Source organism: Aphanizomenon sp. UHCC 0183, assembly GCF_009712065.1.
Taxonomy (GTDB): domain Bacteria; phylum Cyanobacteriota; class Cyanobacteriia; order Cyanobacteriales; family Nostocaceae; genus Dolichospermum; species Dolichospermum heterosporum.
The window spans coordinates 111,381-133,255 of record NZ_VILC01000018.1 but is presented as its reverse complement, the minus strand read 5'-3'; the positions used below and the strand labels follow the sequence as shown (position 1 = coordinate 133,255).

Here is a 21,875-nt window from a genome sequence, read left to right as displayed (position 1 = left end):
TTGTAAAGGGGAGGGAACTGGATTTTTATTGTTTCCCCCCTTTACAAGGGGGGACTAAGGGCCCCTACATCCCCTACCCCCCTACCCCCCTACATCCCCTACCCCCCCTACATCCGTCATTTTCGGGTTGACAGACTACTAGATTTTTATTGTTACCCCCCTTTACAAAGGGAAAGGGGGTAAAAGGTGTCAGGTATATTTCTAGTTCTTGAAAATCTAACACTTTCATATCTGGGAGCTTGAGAATTTGATCTACAGAAAATGGACAAGGTATTGAATAAATTACCTATTATTGCAAAGTTATTTTATTTTTGGTTACTACTCCGAATTATCCAATAACTAATGGATAGGGCAAGAATCGCAATCCCCAAACCAATAATTTCTATACCTTCAGTTACTTTTAAATCAAGAATAATAATTTTTCTAGCAATAGCAATTAAAGAAGTGACAATAACTAATTCAACTTGTAAAACGTGCTTTTTGAGGTAGCCAGTAATATTTTCTAGTATTTCTAAAGCAATTAAAACATTAAGAAATAAACCGAAAATTTGAAACAATGTCTTGCTAAAACTACCTTCTTTTGGAGAAAGTATTTCCTGAAAAATAAATATTGCTAAATCACCAAGGGTGGCAAAAATTACTATTATCATAAAGAGAGATAGTAATTTGGCAACTATTACCTCGACAATTTCGATCAGGTGAATAAAGCTTTTATCACTGGTAAGTTCTAGAAAATTTTTAATGAATTTTCTCATTTGATACTCCTTGATTAAAATTAAATTGGAAATTACGAATATAAAACAAAAATCCTGTAGATAAATCTCAAGGATCAAAAATCATAAATATATTTTCTACTTTCACAAACTTGTCAGTTCCAGAAAGTGCTTTTAAAAGTAATAAACCATTACTTAGATTTTAAGATTAATCATGATCATTCTTGTACAATTTAGGCATCTAAAAATACAATCATAACCATTTATAATTAACAATAGATGAAGTAGTAAATTCCCAATTCGGGAATATAGTTAAAAGCTTACCATTGGGAAGACTGAAATTGATAATTTTTAACAGTAGATTCTACAGGGATTGGTACTAATTGCACAGCACAGGCTTTTAATTCTGGTTGCAGGGAAACAGGACAGGCTTCTGAATGAGTAAGAGTATTAGCTTCTGCATCATCTGCCCATAGCTTACCCCAGTGCATAGGAACAAAGACAGTACCGGGAGAAATAGCTTTTGTGACTTTAGCAGGAAACTTAGTTTTACCACGACGCGATCGCACTTCTAACCACTGATTATCAACAATACCTAAAGCAGCAGCATCACGGGGATGAATCTCGATAAATGGTTGCGGGTGCAGTTTGCGAATTTTCTCAATTCTGCCGGTGCGTGTTTGTGTATGCCAATGACCATACAATCTACCAGTAGTTAATATAAAAGGATAATTATCATCAGGTGGTTCAGCAAGTCCTCTTGAATAATATGCACCAAACTGGGCGCGTCCATCATTTGTGTGAAAGCGTAAATTAGTATATAGACGCTTAATTTCTGAATTACTACCTTGTGGATAAGGCCAATGAGTTGGACCTTGTGCGGCTAAAAACCCATGACTTAAACCCGACATATCACAAGGACGCTGACGAGTTAATTGAACAAATTCAGCATAAACTTCCGCAGAATTATTAAAAGTAAACTTATCAGTAAAACCTAATCTTTTTCCTACTTCCGCGAAGATTTCCCAATCAGGTTTTGCTTCTCTTGGTGGTTCCCGAAAAGCCGAACATAGAGTTACCCTTCTTTCCGAATTAGTCATAATCCCAGTTTTTTCACCCCACTGCGCCCCCGGTAATAAAACATGAGCATAAGCTGATGTTTCTGTTGGGTAATAAGCATCTTGATAAATAGTAAAAGGAGATTTTAATAACGCCTTTTTCGTTCTTTCCAAATCTGGCATACTCACAGCCGGATTAGTCGCAGCAATCCATAATAAACCTACATTTCCAGTTTCCAAACCAGTGATCATTTCCCAAGCAGTTAAACCAGGAACAGGGGAAATTTGTCCTTTTTCTAAACCCCAAAAATCCTCAACTTCCGCCCGATGTTGGGCATTTTTTACCAACCGATAACCCGGTAGCAAATGGGATAAACCTCCCGCTTCTCTGCCACCCATAGCATTAGGTTGACCAGTCAAAGAAAAAGGACCTGCACCAGGTTTACCGATTTGTCCCGTCATTAAATGTAAATTAATAATAGTTCTAACTTTAGCCGTACCTTCAGAAGATTGATTAACACCCATTGACCATAAAGAAAGTACAGATTTAGATTTTCCCCAATATTTAGCAGCCGTTTCTAAATCTTCAATACTAATACCACAACGACTCGCCACTACCTCCGGCGAATAATGCCGAATTACCTCAGCATAAGCCGGAAAATTGCTAGTACAATCATCAATAAAAGCTAGATCAACATAATTCCATTTCATTAATAAATAGGCAATACCATTTAACAAATCAATATCTGTACCTGGACGAATAGCTAAATGTAAATCTGCTGCTTCGGCTGTTGGGGTACGCCGAGGGTCAACCACAACCATTTTAACATGGCGATTTTTTTTATGATATTTTGCTAACCGATTAAAAATAATGGGATGACATTCCGCCGTATTTGTACCAATTAAAAAAGCACAATCAGTTAATTCTAAATCATCGTAACAGCAAGGAGGCCCATCAGCACCAAAACTTTGAATGTACCCAGATACCGCACTAGACATACACAACCGGGAATTAGCATCGAAATTATTAGTTCCTAAACAACCTTTGAGTAACTTTTGAGCAATATAATAATCTTCAGTTTGAAATTGTCCAGAACCATACATACAGATAGAATCTGTGGCTTGATTCAAGCGCAATGTTTGAATCCGTTGGGTAATAATATCAAAGGCTTCATTCCAACTCACACGCCGAAATTCTGCATCTAACGAATCGCGTACCATTGGATGATGCAATCTACTTTTATCCAAAGATTCAGCAATAGTTGCACCTTTAACACATACCATTCCTTGACTAGAAGGATGAGATTTATCACCCCTAACTCGCCAAATAGGAATTCCTTCACTATCTCGATTTGTGGCTTTTCCATATTGGGCTGGTGCAGAAACTTCTAAACCGCAACCAACCCCGCAATAAGGACAAAGTGTTTTGGTAAATTCATTCATGATATTTATGGGATTTCACACTATTGTGCAAAATTTTTTATGAGAAACGAACCGCAGAGGACTCAGAGATAATTTCATAAGAGGAGAAATATTTTTAATTTCTGGTTTTTTGTATTCTTGCCTTTGCGTCTCTGCGCCTTTGCGTGAGATATTTATTTTTCTGCTATTAAAATCGGTTGAGGATTAATTATTTCGGCTTCATTTTCTTTATCAGATACAAATGGTTCTTTGGGGACTTTTCCCAATTACGTATTATGCCAATTACTCATCAACATGAGCGCAGCGACGATAGAGGAAGTCTAAGGCATAGTTTCGTAGGTTGTAATATTCTGGATTTTCCATAATTCGGCGACGGTTACGAGGACGAGAAAAGGGTATTTCTAATATTTCGCCAATATTTGCTGCTGGTCCATTTGTCATCATCACTAATTTATCTGCGAGGAAAAGTGCTTCATCAATATCATGGGTGATCATCAAAACTGTGATTTGATGTTCTGACCAAATTTGCAGGAGTTCTTCCTGTAATTCTTCTTTGGTGATGGCATCTAAAGCACCGAATGGTTCATCTAAAATCAGGAGTTGGGGACGGATGGCTAAGGCACGGGCTATAGCTACTCTTTGTTTCATTCCTCCAGATATTTGACTGGGTTTCTTTTGGGCTGCTTCTATTAGTCCTACCATTGCTAAATGTTCTCTGACTATTGCCCGTTTTTCCGATTTGCTTTTGTGAGGAAATACGGAATCAACACCTAAATAAACATTATCAAAAACATTTAACCAAGGTAGTAAACAATAATTTTGAAATACCATCATTCGGTCTGGACCGGGTTCGGTTATGGGTTGACCTTGTAACCACACGACCCCGTTGGTAGGTTTATTAAATCCAGAAACCATGTTGAGCAGTGTTGATTTTCCACAGCCGGAATGGCCAATTAAACAAATAAATTCACCTTCACTAACTTTGAGATTAATGTCATCTAGGACGGTGTATGATCCTTTATCAGTGGGGTAAATTTTGTTGACACCATCAATTACTAAGAAGTCTTCTTTTTTCTGGGTTTGTAATTGTTGAGTTTTGTTATTATAGTTTACTGTTGTCATGATATTTTTGGTAATAGGGAATGGATAATTGGTAATAACAATTGAGAATTGACAACTGATACCATTTCTTTATGAGGCTACGCTTAATTTTGTAACCTTATCTTTTTCTTCTCTGTGTCCTCTGCGCCTCTGCGGTTCGTTCCTTTTTAAATTTGGCGCATCTTTATACAGAATTGGTATGACTAGATAAATACTTCTTCTACTCGAAGCTGGCGTTTAATTTCCAAACTTTTTAGATATTCTATTGGTTCAGAAGGATTAAAGACTTTGCCATCAAATAATTGAATTGTTTCTTCCCTACCAATATCTAAAATGCCTCTTTCTCGTGCGGCTGCACCAAATATATCTGGACGGCAAACTCTGTCAATGACTTCTACCCAGTTTTTGGGGAAAGCTACTACACCCCAACGGGCTAATTGAGTTAAAATCCATAGCATTTCATGACGATCCGGATAGTTGGCTTTGTTGAAATAAAACTGATGGGAAGTTTGGGGTTGGTTGTGATTACCATGCTTGTAATTGTCTATTAAACCTGGAGGAAGATGAAGGGAATTACTACCAAGATAGTCAGGTTGAGAAATTAATTTGAGAACTTCTTCCCGGTTGCGAATATCGTCGCAATATTCACAAGCTGCTAATAGGGCTTTGACTAATGCTAGATGTGTTTGGGGATTTTCCAGCGCCCAATTTTCTCTTACTCCTAATACTTTGTCTGGATGTCCATGCCAAAGTTCTGAGGTGATAGCAATAATAAAACCCAAATTCTGATCAACTGCGTGAGAGTTCCAAGGTTCACCGACACAGTAACCATCAATTTTTGCTTCTTGGAGGGCAGTTACCATCTCTTGTGGTGGAATTACCATCAAACTAACATCTACATCAGGTTTAATTCCACTTGCTGCTAACCAATAGCGCAATAATAGGTTTTGCATGGATGCGGGATGGACAATTCCCAAAGTATGGGTTTTGTCTAAGTCAGCCTTAATAATGGCTTGAAAGTCTGTTAAGTTTTTTACTCCACTGTTGAATAATTCTTGGCTGAAAGTAATGGCGCTACCGTTGCGAGAAAGGGTCATGGCTGTTACCATTGACACCGGATTTTTACCTCCTGCACCTAATGTCAGGGCTAGGGGCATACCTGCAACCATCTGGGCGGCATCAAGTCTACCAGTTACTACACCTTTCCCTATGTCTTTCCAGCTAGTTTCGCTGTTTAGGTTGACTTCTAAACCATATTTGGCAAAGAAACCTTTTTCTTTTGCAATTATTAAGGGTGCAGCTTGAGTCAGGGGAATATAGCCAATTTCCAAATGAACTTTTTCTAAGTTGTTGTTAGAAATAATAGCAGGTGCAGTAGGTTGTTTCTGGCGTTTTTTTGCTTTTTTTTGTTGATTGAGAAAGTAAATTATTTCGTTCCGTAAGTTATAGTAAAAAGGATTGTTAACTACTTCTAAACGGTGACGGGGACGGAGAATAGGTACTTCGATAATTTGGCCAATGTGTGCTTCTGGTCCATTGGTCAACATCACAATGCGATCGCTTAATAATAATGCCTCATCAACATCATGGGTCACCATCACACAGGTAATTCTGTGTTGATTACATATTGTCATTAATTGCTCTTGTAAATTGCCCCTTGTCAATGCATCCAAAGCACCAAAAGGTTCATCTAACAATAATAACTTGGGACGGGTAGCTAAAGCACGAGCGATCGCAACTCGCTGTTTCATTCCCCCGGATAATTCACTAGGACGCTTATTAGTTGCCCGTCGTAAACCCACCATATCAATATGTTCTTCTATTATTCCCCGACGTTCTCCTTTAGGTAGATTTTGATGGACTTCATCTACAGCCAAGGCGATGTTTTCCCTTACAGTTAGCCAAGGAAGTAAGGAGTAATTTTGAAAAACCACCATTCTATCAGGACCTGGTTCTCTCACTTCCCGACCTGCCAAAGTTACACCACCAATACTAGCTTGATCTAAGCCAGCAATAATATTTAGTAAGGTGGATTTACCACAACCAGAATGTCCAATTAAAGAAACAAATTCACCTTCAGAAATTTTTAATTCAATATTTTTTAAAGCAATATATTTGCCACCATTGGGGAGGTCAAATATTCGGTCTACATGGTCAATTTCTAAAAAAGTATTCATGATGAATGGTAATGGATAATTGGCAATCTCAGAAATTACGACGAACTAAGAATTATTTTTGTTCTGTTGTGACAACTTTATTAGCAACAAAAGCCACCATTCTATCTAAAACTAATCCCACTAAACCGACATATACCAAGGCGATAATAATCTCGCTCATATTAGTTTCGGTAGTTGTGTTATAGGCATCCCAAATAAACGAACCAATACCCACACCACCAACTAACATTTCCGCCGCGACAATTGCCAACCAAGATAAACCTATGCCAATTCTTAACCCGGTAAAAATATAAGGAACAGTTGCCGGAAACACAATCTTCAAGAAATAACTGCTCTTCTGCAAACGCAAAACACGAGCGACATTTACATAATCTTGAGGAATATTCTGCACGCCCACAGTTGTATTAATCACAATCGGCCAAATCGAAGTAATAAAAATCACGAAAATTGCCGAAGGATTAGCTTGTTGGAAAGCCGCTAAAGAAATTGGTAACCAAGCTAAGGGAGGGATAGTTCTTAATACCTGAAAAATCGGATCTACAGCATTATAAAGAAAAGTATTAGAACCAATTAATATTCCTAAAATAACCCCGACAACTGCTGCTAGAGAAAAACCTAAAGCAACCCGTCCTAAACTTGTCAATATTTGCCAGCCTAAACCCTTATCACTGTCACCATTATCGAAAAAAGGATGGATAACAAAAGGGTCCCAAGTTTCCCGAATTGTTTCTATCGGTCCAGGTAATTGAAAACTAGGAATTAAACAAAGTAGTTCCCACAACATCAGAAAAATAAATAATCCAAACAGCGGCGGTATAACCTTGTTAATCAAAAACTTATTAATTACCTTCTGCTGTTTACTACTAACCCTACGACTTCCAACAATAGCAGCCATTTATTTCTCCTAAGTAAAATATTAAAAATCTCTTTTCCTTCTCTTCTCTGCGGCTTTGCGCCTCTGCGTGAGCCTCAAAAATCTAATTAATCTAGTAAATTTCGTTGGGTTACACTTTCGCTGAACCCAACCGACAATTACACCTTCTTAATTTGCAAACTCTTTAAATATTCCTCTGGTTTTTCAGGGTCAAATTTAACCCCATCAAAAAATGTTTCCACACCGCGAGAAGAACTTGCTGGAATTTCCGCAGCAGCCACACCTAAAGCCTTAGCAGCTTGTTTCCATATATCTTCTCTATTGACCTGATCAACAATTTCCTTCACTTTTGTATCTTTAGGTAAATAACCCCAACGAATTTCTTCAGTTAAGAACCAAATATCATGACTTTTATAGGGATAAGAAGCATTATCTTCCCAATATTTCATGCGATATGCAAAGTTTTGCTCTTTGCGTCCATCACCATAATCAATATTACCTTTAGCCCGTTCTAAAATATCAGCTACGGCGACATTAAAGTATTTCCTATCAGCGCAGATTTTACACATTTCTTCTTTGTTTTCTGCCTGATCACACCATTGTTGTGCTTCCATAATTGCCATTAATAATGCTTGTGTAGCATTGGGATTTTTATCAACCCAATCTTGACGCATAGCAAAGGCTTTTTCTGGATGGTTATTCCATAGTTCACCTGTAGATAAAGCTGTATAACCTAATTTTTGACTTACCAATTGAGCATTCCAAGGTTCTCCTACACAAAAAGCATCAACAGTTCCAACTTTCATATTTGCTACCATTTGTGGTGGTGGTACTGCTTGCAAAATTACATCTTGATCAGGATTAATACCCCCTGCTGCTAACCAATAGCGCATCCATAAATCATGAGTACCACCGGGAAAAGTCATAGCAACTTTTATAGATTTTTTATCGGCTTTGGCTTTATTTACAGACTCTTTCAGTAATTTACTTTGTAAACCAACTTTCAAATCTTTGAATTTTTCAGCAACTGAAATCGCTTGACCATTGATATTTAACCGCGCCAAAAGATACATTGGCACTTTATCATTCATGGTCAACAGATAGGGCATAGGGGTAAGAATATGTGCGCCATCAATACCACCACCAGATGAGCCAATTTTTAAGTTATCGCGGGTGACTGGCCAGGATTTTTGTTTGCTGACTTCTACATCAGTCATACCATATTTAGTAAAAAAACCTTTTTCTTTAGCAATAATTAAAGGTGCGGAATCTGTTAAAGCAATAAATCCTAATTTGGCTGTGGTTGTTTCAACTTTTGGGGCATTACTAACTTTGGAATTATTAGCTAGTTTGCTATTGGAAGAAGCACTATCTGTTTTTACTGAATCAGAGTTACTAGATGAACAGCCGTGCGCCAAGATAGAAGTTACGGTTGCTACACTTGAGGTAATAATAAATTTTCTGCGAGAAATATTGCTCATGGGAAACTCTTGATTAATTTTAATTTGGGTTTGCAGTTATCTCTGGATTTTGGCGATTAAATTAATTTAACGAGGAATCAAAGCCTGTTACTTAAGTTTTGCACCAAATTTATGAATAAGTAAATCTCTTAATATGGGTTGTAAGTCTTCGCAGGGAATACTTTTTTTAACACAAGTTCCTAAATGTGCATCTTTCCCGACTGTTCCACCCATATAAATATCCACACCTTCTAACATTTGTCCATTTTTACGCACTTTAGTTCCCATTAAGCCAATATCTGCTACTTGGGGCTGTCCACAGGAGTTAGGGCATCCTGTCCAATGAATTCGCACAGGACGTGATAAAGTTAGTTCAGATTCCAATGATTTTATCATTGCTAAGGCACGATTTTTGGTTTCTATCAAGGCAAAGTTACAAAATTGTGCGCCTGTACATGATACTAGCGATCGCATTAATAAGCCAGGATTAACTGAAAATTTCTCTAATACTGATTCTGTGAAAAATGCTGTTAAACCGGAATCAGGAATATTCGGGATAATGATATTTTGTTCAACGGTAAACCGGATTTCTCCACTTCCATAAACTTCAGACAATCGGGCAATTTCAAACATATCATCAGCAGACAATCTTCCCACGGGAATATTTAAACCTGCGTAGTTAAATCCAGATTGTTTTTGTTTATATATGCCCACATGATCCCGTTTTTCCCAGTCAATTTGATCTTTATCTACTGCGGGTAATAATGATTGACCAAAACGTTTTTCTACTTCGGCGCGGAATTTTTCTATCCCCCATTCATCAAGTAGCCACATTAGCCGGGCTTTTAGTCTATTTGCGCGTAAGCCATGATCTCGGAATATCTCGACAATGACTTTGGATAATAATACAACTTGGGCGGGCAATACCCAAACATTCAGAGGAATCGCTGCTTCACAACGTTTCGCGGAAAATAAACCACCGACAATGACGTTAAAACCAAAGATTGGGACTTGATCTTCATTTCCCCAAAAAGCGGGAATAAAGGCTAAATCATTAATTTCTGCGTGAACTGAATTATCTCTTCCTCCAGTAATTGCAATATTAAATTTCCGGGGAAGATTGCTAAATTCTGGATTACCTTCACCATTATTAGTCAGCATATCTTGGATTTGCTGGACTAATTCTCTGGTATCATAAAACTCATCTGCATCCAAACCCGCGACAGGATCACCTGTAATATTACGGACGTTATCCATCCCCGATTGGATAGTAGTCAATCCGACTTTGTGAAATTTATTAAAGATATCGGGAATATCTTCCAAATTGATCCCGCGTAGTTGTATATTCTGTCTGGTGGTAATATCGGCGCTGCCATTTTCACCGTAACGCTGTACCACTTCTGCGAAAGCAGACATTTGATTGCTGTTGAGAATGCCGTTAGGTAGACGCATTCGCATCATGAATTTGCCGGGAGTGACTGGACGGAAAAATACACCTAACCATTTTAGGCGATGGTTGAGGTCGTTTTCGTCCATTGCTTCCCAACCGATTTGGGCAAAATTTTCTATTTCGTTTTTAACTGCGAGTCCGTCTTTTTCGGCTTTGAATTTCTCGAATTTATTGAGTTTGTCTGTGGTAGTTGCTGTTTCTATCATTATGCTTTTTTTGGGGAAACAGGACTGAATTAACTGTGTATCCGTGTTCTTATCGGTTTTGTACTTGCCACTTTGGGGAAATAACTGATAGTAGTTTCCTGGTTGGTGGTGTAACAGTTGCGATGTTGTTAAGTTAGTGTAATTTTTGATGACAGTTCGTATAGTAGGTTACTAAATTTTGGTAATTATGCAAAAATCGGATATAAATATTGCGGTTATTGCATAAATTATCTTAATATACGAATTTATATAGATACAAGCAATAATGGTAGTATGGTTTTTCGCATAGGTAGTCTATTTATTTTAGATAGTGATATGGAAGTAGTGATGCCTGTAATAGCTTTCAACACTGAATCTGCCAATTACTCACAGAAAATAGAGATGATAGGTTTCTATGAGAGATGGAGTCTCAAACACTGATTATTTCATAAATTTGATGAATTTAGCAGTCCAATTAGTTGATATACTAAGTATATAAAGGATTAAAATTCATGAGATTATCTTACTTTACAAATCTTTTATAAGTATGATAGAAGCAATTGACTAGATACTTCAATAATTATGTTAATTAGATTCACAGTAGAAAATTTTTTATCCTTTAACCAAAGAATAGACTTTAATATGATTGCTGCCGATGATACTAACCATAGTCATCATGTAGTTAAAGGTGATTCTGATGATTCAATAAGATTACTGAGAACATCTATAATTTATGGTGCTAATGCTTCTGGCAAATCTAATTTAATTAAAGCCATGAAATTTGCCAGAGATTTCATTGTTGATGGTGTGGAAAAAAATACAAATATAAATATTAATAATTTTAAATTAGATAAAACCTGTTATACAAAACCATCCAGGTTTGAATTTGAGTTTAGAAATCAGGATAAACAGTATGCTTATGGTTTTCTAGTTGATAAACATAAAATTCATGAAGAATGGTTGTTTGAAATTGGTGTAAATACGGAAATACCTATTTATGAAAGAATAGGAGAAGATATTAATTTTCATAATTTTAATCATGAGGTTTTTTTAAATAGTTCTGAAGATGAAAAAAATAGAATCCGTTATGAAGCAGCGAGTACAAGAGAAAATTTACTTTTTTTAACTAACTCACAAGAACGGAAAGTTAAACAACTAGAATCTATATATGAATGGTTTAATGATGTTTTAACAATTATTTTTCCCGATTCCAAGCCTCTTCTACCTTTTTTTAGTCAATCAGTTCAAAATTCTTTGGGTAAGTTTTTAGAATCATTAGATTTGGGAATTAAAAAAGTTACTACTAATACAATTGATTTAGATGATTATAAAGAAATACCCTCTAAAAGAAAAGATAAGATCCGGGAAGATTTTCCTTATGAGGAAAGTGAAGCAAATACAGTGTATATACCCGCATTAAAATGTTTTATTTCTAAAGCAAAAGATGAAACTGATAAATTAATGGTCCTCAATTTGTTGCCAGTAAGATTAGATAAAGAAAATAATGAAGTGCCATTTAAAATATTAGAAGAGTCAGATGGGACGCAAAGATTAATAGATTTATTCCCTATGCTAATGCATTTAAAACGGGGTAATGTTGTTTATGTCGTAGATGAGATTGAAAGAAGCCTGCACTCTTTACTGATCAAAAAACTATTTGATTATTTTCTGAATAAAACTGAAAATACAAATTCCAATAGTCAGTTAATTGCTACTACCCATGAAGTTTTTTTACTAGACATAAAGGATATTTTTAGAAAAGATGAAATTTGGTTTGTAGAAAAAGATAAACATGGACAATCTGTACTTTATTCTTTAGCTAATACAGACGTTGAAAATCTAGATTTAGCTGCTGGATATCTTAATGGAAGATTTGGAGCAATACCTTTTATTAAAAATTTAAAATCATTGGGATGGAGAGAGGAAAAATAAAATGGGTAGACAAAGAAATACAGACTATCAACGTAGCGCGATTTATATTGCTAGTAAATGCGGTAAAGATAGAAGATGGAAACTATACATAATAGCTACGGAAGGTGATAAAACTGAACCGAATTATTTCAATGCCTTAATCACTCAATATGAACAAGATTTTCGTTTAAGTTATATTCATGTAGAGTTTATAGATAGAGAAAAAGAACAAGCTGGTAACTCAGATCCTAAATATGTATATGAAACTTTACTTAAATTCTATGAAGAACGTCCCTTGTTTAAAGAAGAACTTAATCCAAGAGAAATGGTTGAACATTTATATCATATCGTTCAGCAAAACTTAACCAAAGAACAATTTAATAACTTATCTGAAGTTGTATACCTATTTTGAAATCAAGAGAGGTTTACTAGCTATTAATTCCCCTAAACAAACAGAAATTTCTAATAAGATTGGACAAGATTATCAAATTATTTTATTAGATGATTTAGCGATTTTAGAAAAAGGGCTAATAGTCAAAGATTTATCGGGATTTTTAGTCATCTTCAGATGACTTCTGCTATGAGACTGGGAATTCATTCCCAGGCGGGCTATGGGTTTTACGTTAAGTTGACATTGCTTCCACACCCGCCCAGAAATGAATTATGGCTTACGCTACGCTATCAGGGCTAATAGTCAAAGATTTATGGGGATTTTTAGTCATCTTCAGATGACTTCTGCTATGAGACTGGGAATATGGCTAACGCCACGCTACGCTATCATTCCCAGGCGGGCTATGGGTTTTACGTTAAGTTGACACCAATAAGCTCATGCTTTACCCCTACAAATCTAGGTTTTTCGTAATTCTTAAAAGTCCATGTCCCAACCATGTTGAGTAAGTAATTGGACAAAAATATTTACAGTCATTGCGAGCGAAGGGAAGCAATCACAACCCTGGCGATTGCTTCATTTCACTTCGTTCCATATGGCTAACGCCACGCAACGCTTACACAATAACATTGTGTAATTAATTCTGTCTCATTACTTATAATAAGTACCGAAAGCCAAACATTTTTCTCTTGACATTCAATCTTGGTGACTTCTAAGCTATTATTTGGACACTACAAGACGGCGGATAACTGTAAAACTTACCCTGTACGCCTTTTGCATTCCGTCTTGCGTTAATACTCTGTTCCTAAAATAAGTAAACGGATAGACTATGATGATTTCAGAAACATTCAATTCAGTACCAGTAACCGTTTTGACTGGCTATTTAGGCGCGGGTAAAACTACATTATTAAATCATATTCTTACCTACGAACACGGTAAAAAAGTTGCCGTTATTGTTAACGAATTTGGCGAGGTAGGTATTGATAATCAATTGGTAATTGATGCAGATGAAGAAATCTTTGAAATGAATAATGGCTGTATTTGTTGTACAGTTCGCGGTGATTTAATTCGCATTATTGGCAATTTAATGAAACGCCGAGATAAATTTGATCATTTAGTCATTGAAACCACCGGTTTAGCAGATCCTGCACCTGTAATTCAAACGTTTTTTGTTGATGAAGATTTACAAAGTCAGTTGTCATTAGATGCAGTAGTCACAGTTGTTGATTCTAAACATATTTGGCAACATTGGGAAGCGGACGAGGCTCAAGAGCAAATTGCTTTTGCAGATGTAATTTTGTTGAATAAAACTGATTTAGTAACACCGGAAGTCTTAGATGAATTAGAAACTCGCATTCGCTCAATGAATGCAATGGCAAAAATCTACCGCACCCATAATTCTGAATTAGCCATGTCAGCTTTATTAGGAGTGCAAGCATTTGATTTAGATCATGCGTTAGAAATTGATCCTAATTTCTTAGGAGAAGATGCTCACGTTCATGATGAAAGCGTCTATTCTGTAGCGATAGTATCAGAAGGGACAATTAACGGTGAAAAATTAAATGCCTGGATGACAGAATTACTCAGAAATCAAGGTCTAGATATTTTCAGAATGAAAGGAATTTTAAATATTGAAAATGAAGATAATCGCTTTGTTTTCCAAGGTGTACACATGATATTTGATGGTAAAGCGGATAGACCTTGGAAAGTCAATGAAACTCGCAAAAATGAACTTGTATTTATTGGTAGAAATTTAGATGAAGCCAAATTAAAAGCAGACTTTTTTGCTTGTATGAGTTAGTAATACAATAGACATCTCCGGTAAAGATTGTAGAGACGTTCCATGGAACGTCTCTACAGGGGTTTCATGTCACGCATATTTAATTTTCACCAGATGTCTAATGGAGGCGGGGTTTCCTCGCCCCTACAGGTTTGGCGAATTGCTGTAAAAATAAAATATCACAACTATGAACTTAACAATTAATAAATCTCCAGAATTTACAAAACATTATTCTACAAAACTTGCAGATTATGTGACTGCTTTGGCTTGGTCTGCTGACGGTGAAATACTTGCAGCTAGTTCGGCTGCTGGAGAAGTTGTTTTATGGGAAAATGGCGAATTAACTAATTTACAAACAGCGACAGATAAAGCGGTAAATTGTTTGGCTTTTTCCCACGACGGTAAATATTTAGCTATTGGTGGACAAGATGGAAAAGTGAAAATTTGGTGCGGAAATAAATTAATTAGCACTTTAGAAAATGCCCCGATTTGGGTTGACCAATTAGCATGGAGTCACACCGATAACCAATTAGCTTTTAGTTTAGGTCGTTATGTGCAAATTTGGGATGCAGACACATTAGAAGTTGTTACAACTCTTAACTTTAATGATTCCTCTATTTTGGGAATTGATTGGCGTAAAGATGGCAAATATTTGGCTATTAATGGATATAAAGGCATAAAAATCTGGTCTACTCAAGATTGGGATGATGAACCATTTATTCTTCCTCTGTCTACCGTCAGTACAGCAATGGCTTGGTCTGATGATGGTAAGTATTTGGCATCTGGAAATATGGACCGGACTCTCACTGTTTTACAATGGGAACATCCTGATCCTTGGGTGATGCGGGGTTTTCCAGGGAAAATTCGTCATCTAGCTTGGTCAGACATAAAAACTCCCACAGATGCGCCCATTTTGGCTGTTTCTAGCGTTGATGGCATAGTAGCATGGGAGAGGTCGGTAGATGAATCTGTAGGCTGGGAGGCGCAAGTATTAACTAATCATCTGGATATCATTAATGCGATCGCTTTTGCACCTCAAAGTTTTATTCTCGCTTCTGCTGGTGCTGACGGTTGGCTATGTTTGTGGAATGAAAACAAAGAAGTTTCACAGATTTTTACTGACACTGAAGCCGGAGTTTCTACTCTATCTTGGCATCCCCAAGGACAATTATTAGCCGCTGGTGGTGAACAAGGTGAATTAATAATTTGGTCAATTTCTGGCGAGAATTAAAATTAATTGGTTTAAGGGAACACCAAAAAATAAATTACCCAATTTTGTGGGATGGGCATCCTGCCCGTCCTTGATGATTAGCGGGCAAGATGCCCGCACCACAAGAAATTTTTGGGTATTTTTTTAATTGGAAGTCCCTAAGTAGGTGAACACAATAAAACAAATCTGTGTAAACAAAAGTAAAATCGCCTCAACCCTCTTCACTCTTGCCTTTTGCCTTGCCATAACGACGATTTTCAATGCTAACCTACTTAGATTTAGATGTAGGGGTAGCGCCCCCGTGCCTACCCCGGTATTTGGGGCAACCACAGGGGGTTTAGGTATCAAACCCACCCCAGTTGTAATTACAAATTAATTACCAATTATCGGCGCACTCAAAGAGACATTTTGTACTGCTTTGGCTGCGGCTAAGGTTGGTACAGAATCACGCAATCTTGCTGTTAATTGTACAGTTGTAGCGTCGTACATTTGGGTTAGCAATTTGGGATAAAAACCAATACCAATAATAGGTATCAACAAACAAGCAATGATAAAGACTTCACGGGGTTCAGCATCTATCAAATTCTGATGAGAAACTAACTCTTCATTTTCTTGTCCGTAGAAAATTTCGCGCAACATTGAAAGGAGATAAATTGGCGTTAAAATCACACCAACAGCCATCAAGAAAATGACAATGACTTTAAATGTCGAGTTATAAGCATCACTGGTGGCAAAGCCGACAAATACCATTAATTCGGCGACAAAACCGCTCATTCCTGGTAATGCTAAAGAAGCCATTGAACAAGTTGTAAACATGGCGAAAATCTTTTGCATTTTCTTACCGACACCACCCATTTCATCTAACATGAGGGTGTGTGTGCGATCGTAAGTTGCACCGACTAAAAAGAACAAACTTGCCCCAATTAAGCCGTGAGAAACCATTTGTAAAACTGCGCCACTTAAACCCAAGTCGGTGAAAGAGGCAATCCCAATGAGAACAAAGCCCATGTGGGAAATTGAAGAGTAGGCAATTTTCCGTTTTAAATTCCTTTGGGCAAAGGAAGTTAGGGCAGCGTAGATGATATTTACTACCCCCAAAACCACTAACACTGGTGCAACGTAAGCGTGGGCATCGGGTAGCATTTGGGCATTCATGCGAATTAAGGCATAACCACCCATTTTTAACAAAATACCTGCTAGTAACATATGCACGGGGGCTGTAGCCTCACCGTGAGCATCTGGTAGCCAGGTATGGAGGGGGATAATGGGCAGCTTGACAGCGTAGGCAATCAGGAAGCCAGCGTAGAGTAAAAGTTGTAAATTGAGTCCAAAATCTTTTAAGGCGAGCGATCGCATATCGAAGGTTACAGTATCGCCATAAAACCCCATTGTCAAGGAAGACAGCAAAATAAACAGCGAACCACCAGCGGTGTACAAAATAAATTTAGTCGCTGCATACTGGCGCTTTTTCCCTCCCCAAATTGACAGGAGGAAGTATATGGGGACAAGTTCCAGTTCCCACACCAGGAAAAATAACAGCATATCCTGGACGGCAAAAACGGCAATTTGACCGCCATACATTGCCAAAATTAGGAAATAAAACAATTTCGGCTTTAGTGTTACAGGCCAAGCTGCTAAGATTGCCAGGGTGGTAATGAATCCTGTTAAGAGAACCAGGGGCATGGACAAGCCATCAACCCCTAAAGACCAATTTAAGCCCAATTGCGGAACCCAGGGATAACTTTCCACCAGTTGCAAATCGGGATTAGAGAAATCGTATCCAGTATAAAAAGCGCAGACAATGAGGACAAAATCTATCAACCCGACAATGAGAGAATACCAGCGCACGGTTTTTCCATCTTTATCTGGGATAATGGGAAGGAGTAGTGATGCGGCTATGGGAAATAAAATAATCGTCGTCAGCCACGGGAAATTAGCTATATTCATCACAATTAATCTGCTATTAAAATCATGTTTGGCAGCAAGTTAGTATCTAATAAGTTCTAAATCACCTTAAATCAAGGATTACAGCCACAAGGTTAACATAGATGCTCAATTTAAGTTAATTTTTGATAAAAGAATTAACCAAATTTACCGTTAATGTAAGCTTTGGTGTCTTCCTGTTGAGGATCACTGAAAATCATCTCAGTTGAGTTGTACTCTACTAAGTAGCCACTACGTCCACCTGTTTCGGAAGCTTTAACGTTAAAAAACGCGGTTTTATCAGATACTCGTGATGCTTGGTGCATATTGTGGGTGACAATGACGATGGTATATTGTTCTTTGAGTTCGTGAATTAGTTCTTCTATCCGTGCAGTAGAGATAGGATCAAGGGCAGAACATGGTTCATCCATCAGGATAACTTCTGGTTGCACAGCGATCGCCCGCGCAATACATAAACGCTGTTGTTGTCCACCGGATAAGGATAAACCATTTTGTCGCAATTTATCCTTGACTTCATCCCACAAAGCTGCTTGTCGCAAACTCCGTTCCACCAATTCATTCATATCACCTCTGTAGCCATTGATTCTCGCACCAAAGGCAATATTTTCATAAATTGACTTGGGGAAGGGGTTGGGTTTTTGAAATACCATACCAATGCGTCTTCGCACTTCTACAGGATCAATATTCGCTGCATAGATATTTTTGTCGTAGAAATAAACTTTACCTTCGGCTCTAAATGAGTCAATTAAATCATTTAGCCGATTATAACATCGCAATAAGGTAGTTTTACCACAACCGGAAGGACCGATAAAAGCGGTGACTCGATTTTTAGGAATATCTAACCAAACATTTTGTAAAGCCAAAAAATTGCCATAATAGATATTTAAGTTTTCTGTGCGTAAAACCGATTCAGTTCCATTAATTGTGCTAATGATAGTATTCATAAAATCGGGCTTGATGAAAAAGTTTTTTTTGGTGATAGCTAAATTAATTTTTTTTTCTAGTAACCCAGCGAGCAATAATACTAGTAATTAAAACCATGAATACGAGAATTAAAGACGCAGCCCAAGCTAAAGATTGCCAAGTTTGATAGGGAGAAGTGGCAAAGTTGTATACTAAAACTGCTAGAGAAGCAGTTGGTTTGAGGATACTATCTGGCCAAAAAGAAGAAAAAAGAGCCGTAAATATTAATGGTGCAGTTTCTCCAGCCGCACGAGCGATCGCTAAAATAGAACCAGTGACAATTGCAGGTAATGCAGTTGGTAATACCACCAAGATCACAGTTTGCAAATTAGTACTTCCTAGTCCAATAGATGCTTGCCGTAAATCTTGAGACACTAATTGCAACGCCTCGTCTGTAGTTCGCACAATAATCGGTAACATCAAAATTGCTAGGGCGACTCCACCACCCAGGGCTGAGTAAGAACCTAAATTCAGCTTTACCAAGGTTAAAACCACAATTCCATAGGCAAATACCCCAGCAATGATCGAGGGAACTCCACTGAGAACATTAGTAGCGAAACGTATCCATCTGGCAATTCTTCGAGAACTAAACTCACTTAAATAAATTGCCGCCAACACACCAACAGGAACACTAATTATAGCAGCTATTCCTACCATTAATAATGTTCCCAAAATGGCATTTCCAAAACCGCCATTTTTACCAAAGGGAGGAGGGGGCAACTGTGTAAAAACATTGATATCTAAACTACTAAACCCTCTGATTACTACATAATAAAGCACTGCCAATAAAGGAATCAGTGCCAAAACTCCACAGACAAAAGCTAATCCAGTCATGACCATATTAACCAATGTTCGAGGAGACGAAAGAGAACGAGTTAGGCCTCCTTGCGGAAACAAAGAATTCATAATTTAACCAATATAACTTTTACTAATTTCATAAAACACAAAATTATCTGCGTTTATCCTCAGATCCCCGACTTCTTTTATTTATTGTGTCCAGAAACTATAAATTGATGTTAGAAGTCGGGGATCTTATGCATTCTAAATTCGCTGTACTCTTGCCACAATAAAATCCGCCAGAATATTGACGATCATTGTTAAGATAAATAAAACTAAAGCTGCATACATTAAAGCAGCAACTTGCAACCCATTAGCTTCAGCAAATTGATTTGCCAATAAAGAAGAAATCGTATTTGATGGTGCTAAGAAAGAGATATTAATATTATTAGCATTACCTATTAACATTGTCACAGCCATTGTTTCCCCCATTGCCCTCCCAAGCGCCAACATTACCGCGCTGACGATGCCAGAAAAGGCAGCAGGGATAATAACTTGAAAAATGGTTTCCCAACGGGTTGCACCTATTCCTAGAGCGGCTTGACGCAAACTTGAAGGTACAGAAATCAAGGCATCACGAGAGATAGCCGTGATAATTGGCAAAATCATAATTGCTAATATTACTCCTGCTGGTAACATCCCTGGTCCAGTGGGTGCAGAACTAAAAATTGGCAACCAGCCTAGATAAGTATGTAGCCATGTGCCTAGATTTTTTAACACAGGGATTAACACAAAAATTCCCCAGACTCCATAAACAACACTGGGAATAGCCGCTAGGAGTTCTACTAAAAATACCAGAACTAAATTTACCTGGGGGGGGAGGAAATTCTCACTCAATAAAATTGCTGTTCCTACACCAATAGGGAGGGCTAAAATCAGTCCAATTAAAGAACTGATGAGAGTTCCGTAAATTGCTGGCAGTACCCCATATTCATTATTAACAGGGTTCCAACTGCTGGTAAAAAAGAAATTAATCCCGAATTTTTGGATAGCTGGTAAAGCACTAGTAGTAATTTGCAAGGCAATCCATAATAGAATACCAGCGATCGCTAGGGCAAAAATTCGAGTGATGCAAATAAAACTCCGATCTAGATTTCTATCTATTTCTGAACGGTTTTTCGTGGTTAATGGATCTTCTTGAAAACTTGTAGTCATTTTCCTGACTCCTGACTCTTGACTCCTGACAGAGGGCGCAGGCCCTGCGCCCCTACCTCCTACTTTGAGAATTAGCACCAACAGAAATATGATAATCAGGACTAATTTTATCAGCCGCTGCTGCGACTTTAGCAATTACATTGGCTGGTAAAGGTACATATCCTAATTCACTAGCTATCTTTTGTCCATCAGTTAAAGCATACTCAATAGTTGCTTCCATTGCTTTAGCTTTGCGGGTATCAGCATATTTTTTATAGGCGAGAATCCAAGTGTAAGTTACTATTGGGTAGGATTCTGCACCTTCAGGATCGGCAATAAAAGCACGAAGATTTTCTGGTAAAGTTACTGATGCTAGAGTTTTAGATGCTGATTCTTCAGAAGCTAAAACAAACTGGTTGGATTTATTTTCTAAAGATGCAAATTTGAGCTTACTTTCCTTAGCATAGCCATATTCTACATAACCAATAGAACCTTGAGTTTGTTGAATTTGGGCGGTGACACCTTCATTACCTTTAGCACCAACTCCTATCGGCCATTTTACACTTTTACCTTCACCTACCTGAGTTTTCCATTCTGGACTAATGGTACTAAGATGTTTGGTGAAAACGCCCGTAGTTCCACTACCATCAGCGCGATAAATAACTTTGATTTCCTCTTTTGGTAATTTTACATTAGAATTGATTTTAGCGATCGCCGGATCATCCCAAAATTTAATTTTACCTAACAAAATATCAGTGTAAACTGCTCGTGATAACTGGAGTTGAGGAACTTCTGGCAAATTATAAGCTAGGACAATACTACCAGCAGTTAGAGGTAATAGTAGCACACCTTTTTCCGCCGGAACTTTGTTAATCTCATCATCCTTCATTGCTACATCACTAGCGCCAAAGTCTAATGTTCCTTGGGTAAACTGCTCAACACCCGCACCACTACCCACAGACTGATAATTAACTTTTAAATTGGGATATTTTTTGTTTAACTCTGTAAACCAAGTTTGATAAAGTGGGGCAGGAAAAGAAGCACCCGCACCTATTAATTCCATATTACCTCCTAAATCTAGTTTCCTAGAATTGGCAGTAGTTGTATTTGTCGTTTTACCAGGAGACTCACTTATAGTTGGATTCTTTGAGTTAGTTTCTCCACAAGCTGATAGACTAATTACTACTGTTAATACAGATATTGCAACTATCAGGCGATGATTTTTCATGAAACTGATTTTAAGTAGAGCAATCCTATTTGAGTTGATC

17 protein-coding genes are annotated in these 21,875 nt (G+C 37.5%); 5 read left to right on the top strand and 12 right to left on the bottom strand.

What is annotated here, in order from left to right; genetic code table 11:
- Positions 1 to 305: 305 nt before the first annotated feature.
- The 7 genes from FJR37_RS08950 to FJR37_RS08920 all read right to left on the bottom strand — a co-directional run bounded on the left by FJR37_RS08950 (position 306) and on the right by FJR37_RS08920 (position 10,461).
- Entirely contained in the window at positions 306 to 755 is a 450-nt protein-coding gene (locus FJR37_RS08950) for a phosphate-starvation-inducible PsiE family protein (RefSeq protein ID WP_039201143.1), read from the bottom strand.
- A 278-nt stretch (positions 756 to 1,033) separates the two neighbouring features.
- Positions 1,034 to 3,214, bottom strand: a complete 2,181-nt coding sequence (locus FJR37_RS08945) for a molybdopterin oxidoreductase family protein (protein WP_027400668.1) — start codon at positions 3,212 to 3,214, stop codon at positions 1,034 to 1,036.
- 261 nt (positions 3,215 to 3,475) lie between these two features.
- Positions 3,476 to 4,315 (bottom strand): nitrate ABC transporter ATP-binding protein, encoded by an 840-nt coding sequence (locus tag FJR37_RS08940; RefSeq protein WP_168465817.1) that lies wholly within the window; start codon positions 4,313 to 4,315, stop codon positions 3,476 to 3,478.
- 182 nt (positions 4,316 to 4,497) lie between these two features.
- Positions 4,498 to 6,471, bottom strand: coding sequence for a nitrate ABC transporter ATP-binding protein (locus FJR37_RS08935; protein WP_168465816.1), 1,974 nt, complete (start codon positions 6,469 to 6,471; stop codon positions 4,498 to 4,500).
- A gap of 52 nt (positions 6,472 to 6,523) precedes the next feature.
- Positions 6,524 to 7,366: a nitrate ABC transporter permease gene (gene ntrB / locus FJR37_RS08930; protein ID WP_039201140.1), complete on the bottom strand. Its 843-nt coding sequence runs from the start codon at positions 7,364 to 7,366 to the stop codon at positions 6,524 to 6,526.
- A 137-nt stretch (positions 7,367 to 7,503) separates the two neighbouring features.
- Positions 7,504 to 8,826 carry a CmpA/NrtA family ABC transporter substrate-binding protein gene (locus FJR37_RS08925; RefSeq protein WP_168465815.1) on the bottom strand — a complete coding sequence of 441 codons (1,323 nt, stop codon included), beginning with the start codon at positions 8,824 to 8,826 and terminating at the stop codon, positions 7,504 to 7,506.
- An 87-nt stretch (positions 8,827 to 8,913) separates the two neighbouring features.
- Positions 8,914 to 10,461 carry a ferredoxin--nitrite reductase gene (locus tag FJR37_RS08920; protein ID WP_168465814.1) on the bottom strand — a complete coding sequence of 516 codons (1,548 nt, stop codon included), beginning with the start codon at positions 10,459 to 10,461 and terminating at the stop codon, positions 8,914 to 8,916.
- A 621-nt stretch (positions 10,462 to 11,082) separates the two neighbouring features.
- Here FJR37_RS08920 and FJR37_RS08915 point away from each other — a divergent pair.
- The 5 genes from FJR37_RS08915 (at position 11,083) to FJR37_RS08895 (ending at position 15,750) form a co-directional block, all read left to right on the top strand.
- Positions 11,083 to 12,372, top strand: coding sequence for an ATP/GTP-binding protein (locus FJR37_RS08915; protein ID WP_160289954.1), 1,290 nt, complete (start codon positions 11,083 to 11,085; stop codon positions 12,370 to 12,372).
- 1 nt (position 12,373) lies between these two features.
- A complete protein-coding gene (locus FJR37_RS08910) occupies positions 12,374 to 12,763 on the top strand; it encodes an RloB domain-containing protein (protein ID WP_039201138.1) in 390 nt (129 codons plus the stop codon).
- Positions 12,747 to 12,923 (top strand): hypothetical protein, encoded by a 177-nt coding sequence (locus FJR37_RS08905; RefSeq protein ID WP_197705515.1) that lies wholly within the window; start codon positions 12,747 to 12,749, stop codon positions 12,921 to 12,923. The genes FJR37_RS08910 and FJR37_RS08905 overlap by 17 nt, the downstream gene beginning before the upstream one ends.
- Before the next feature lie 645 nt (positions 12,924 to 13,568).
- Positions 13,569 to 14,540, top strand: a complete 972-nt coding sequence (locus FJR37_RS08900) for a GTP-binding protein (protein ID WP_027400657.1) — start codon at positions 13,569 to 13,571, stop codon at positions 14,538 to 14,540.
- 166 nt (positions 14,541 to 14,706) lie between these two features.
- Positions 14,707 to 15,750 carry a WD40 repeat domain-containing protein gene (locus tag FJR37_RS08895; RefSeq protein WP_168465813.1) on the top strand — a complete coding sequence of 348 codons (1,044 nt, stop codon included), beginning with the start codon at positions 14,707 to 14,709 and terminating at the stop codon, positions 15,748 to 15,750.
- 351 nt (positions 15,751 to 16,101) lie between these two features.
- Here FJR37_RS08895 and ndhD1 read toward each other — a convergent pair whose 3' ends face one another.
- From ndhD1 to pstS, 5 genes are all read right to left on the bottom strand, one after another.
- Positions 16,102 to 17,676, bottom strand: coding sequence for a photosynthetic/respiratory NAD(P)H-quinone oxidoreductase subunit D1 (gene ndhD1, locus FJR37_RS08890; protein ID WP_027400655.1), 1,575 nt, complete (start codon positions 17,674 to 17,676; stop codon positions 16,102 to 16,104).
- A 134-nt stretch (positions 17,677 to 17,810) separates the two neighbouring features.
- Positions 17,811 to 18,617, bottom strand: a complete 807-nt coding sequence (pstB, locus tag FJR37_RS08885; protein ID WP_039201133.1) for a phosphate ABC transporter ATP-binding protein PstB — start codon at positions 18,615 to 18,617, stop codon at positions 17,811 to 17,813.
- A gap of 43 nt (positions 18,618 to 18,660) precedes the next feature.
- A complete protein-coding gene (gene pstA, locus FJR37_RS08880) occupies positions 18,661 to 19,542 on the bottom strand; it encodes a phosphate ABC transporter permease PstA (protein WP_168465812.1) in 882 nt (293 codons plus the stop codon).
- Between the two features lie 135 nt (positions 19,543 to 19,677).
- A complete protein-coding gene (gene pstC, locus FJR37_RS08875; protein WP_039201131.1) occupies positions 19,678 to 20,628 on the bottom strand; it encodes a phosphate ABC transporter permease subunit PstC in 951 nt (316 codons plus the stop codon).
- 52 nt (positions 20,629 to 20,680) lie between these two features.
- Positions 20,681 to 21,835: a phosphate ABC transporter substrate-binding protein PstS gene (pstS, locus tag FJR37_RS08870; RefSeq protein ID WP_168465811.1), complete on the bottom strand. Its 1,155-nt coding sequence runs from the start codon at positions 21,833 to 21,835 to the stop codon at positions 20,681 to 20,683.
- Between the last annotated feature and the right edge of the window lie 40 nt (positions 21,836 to 21,875).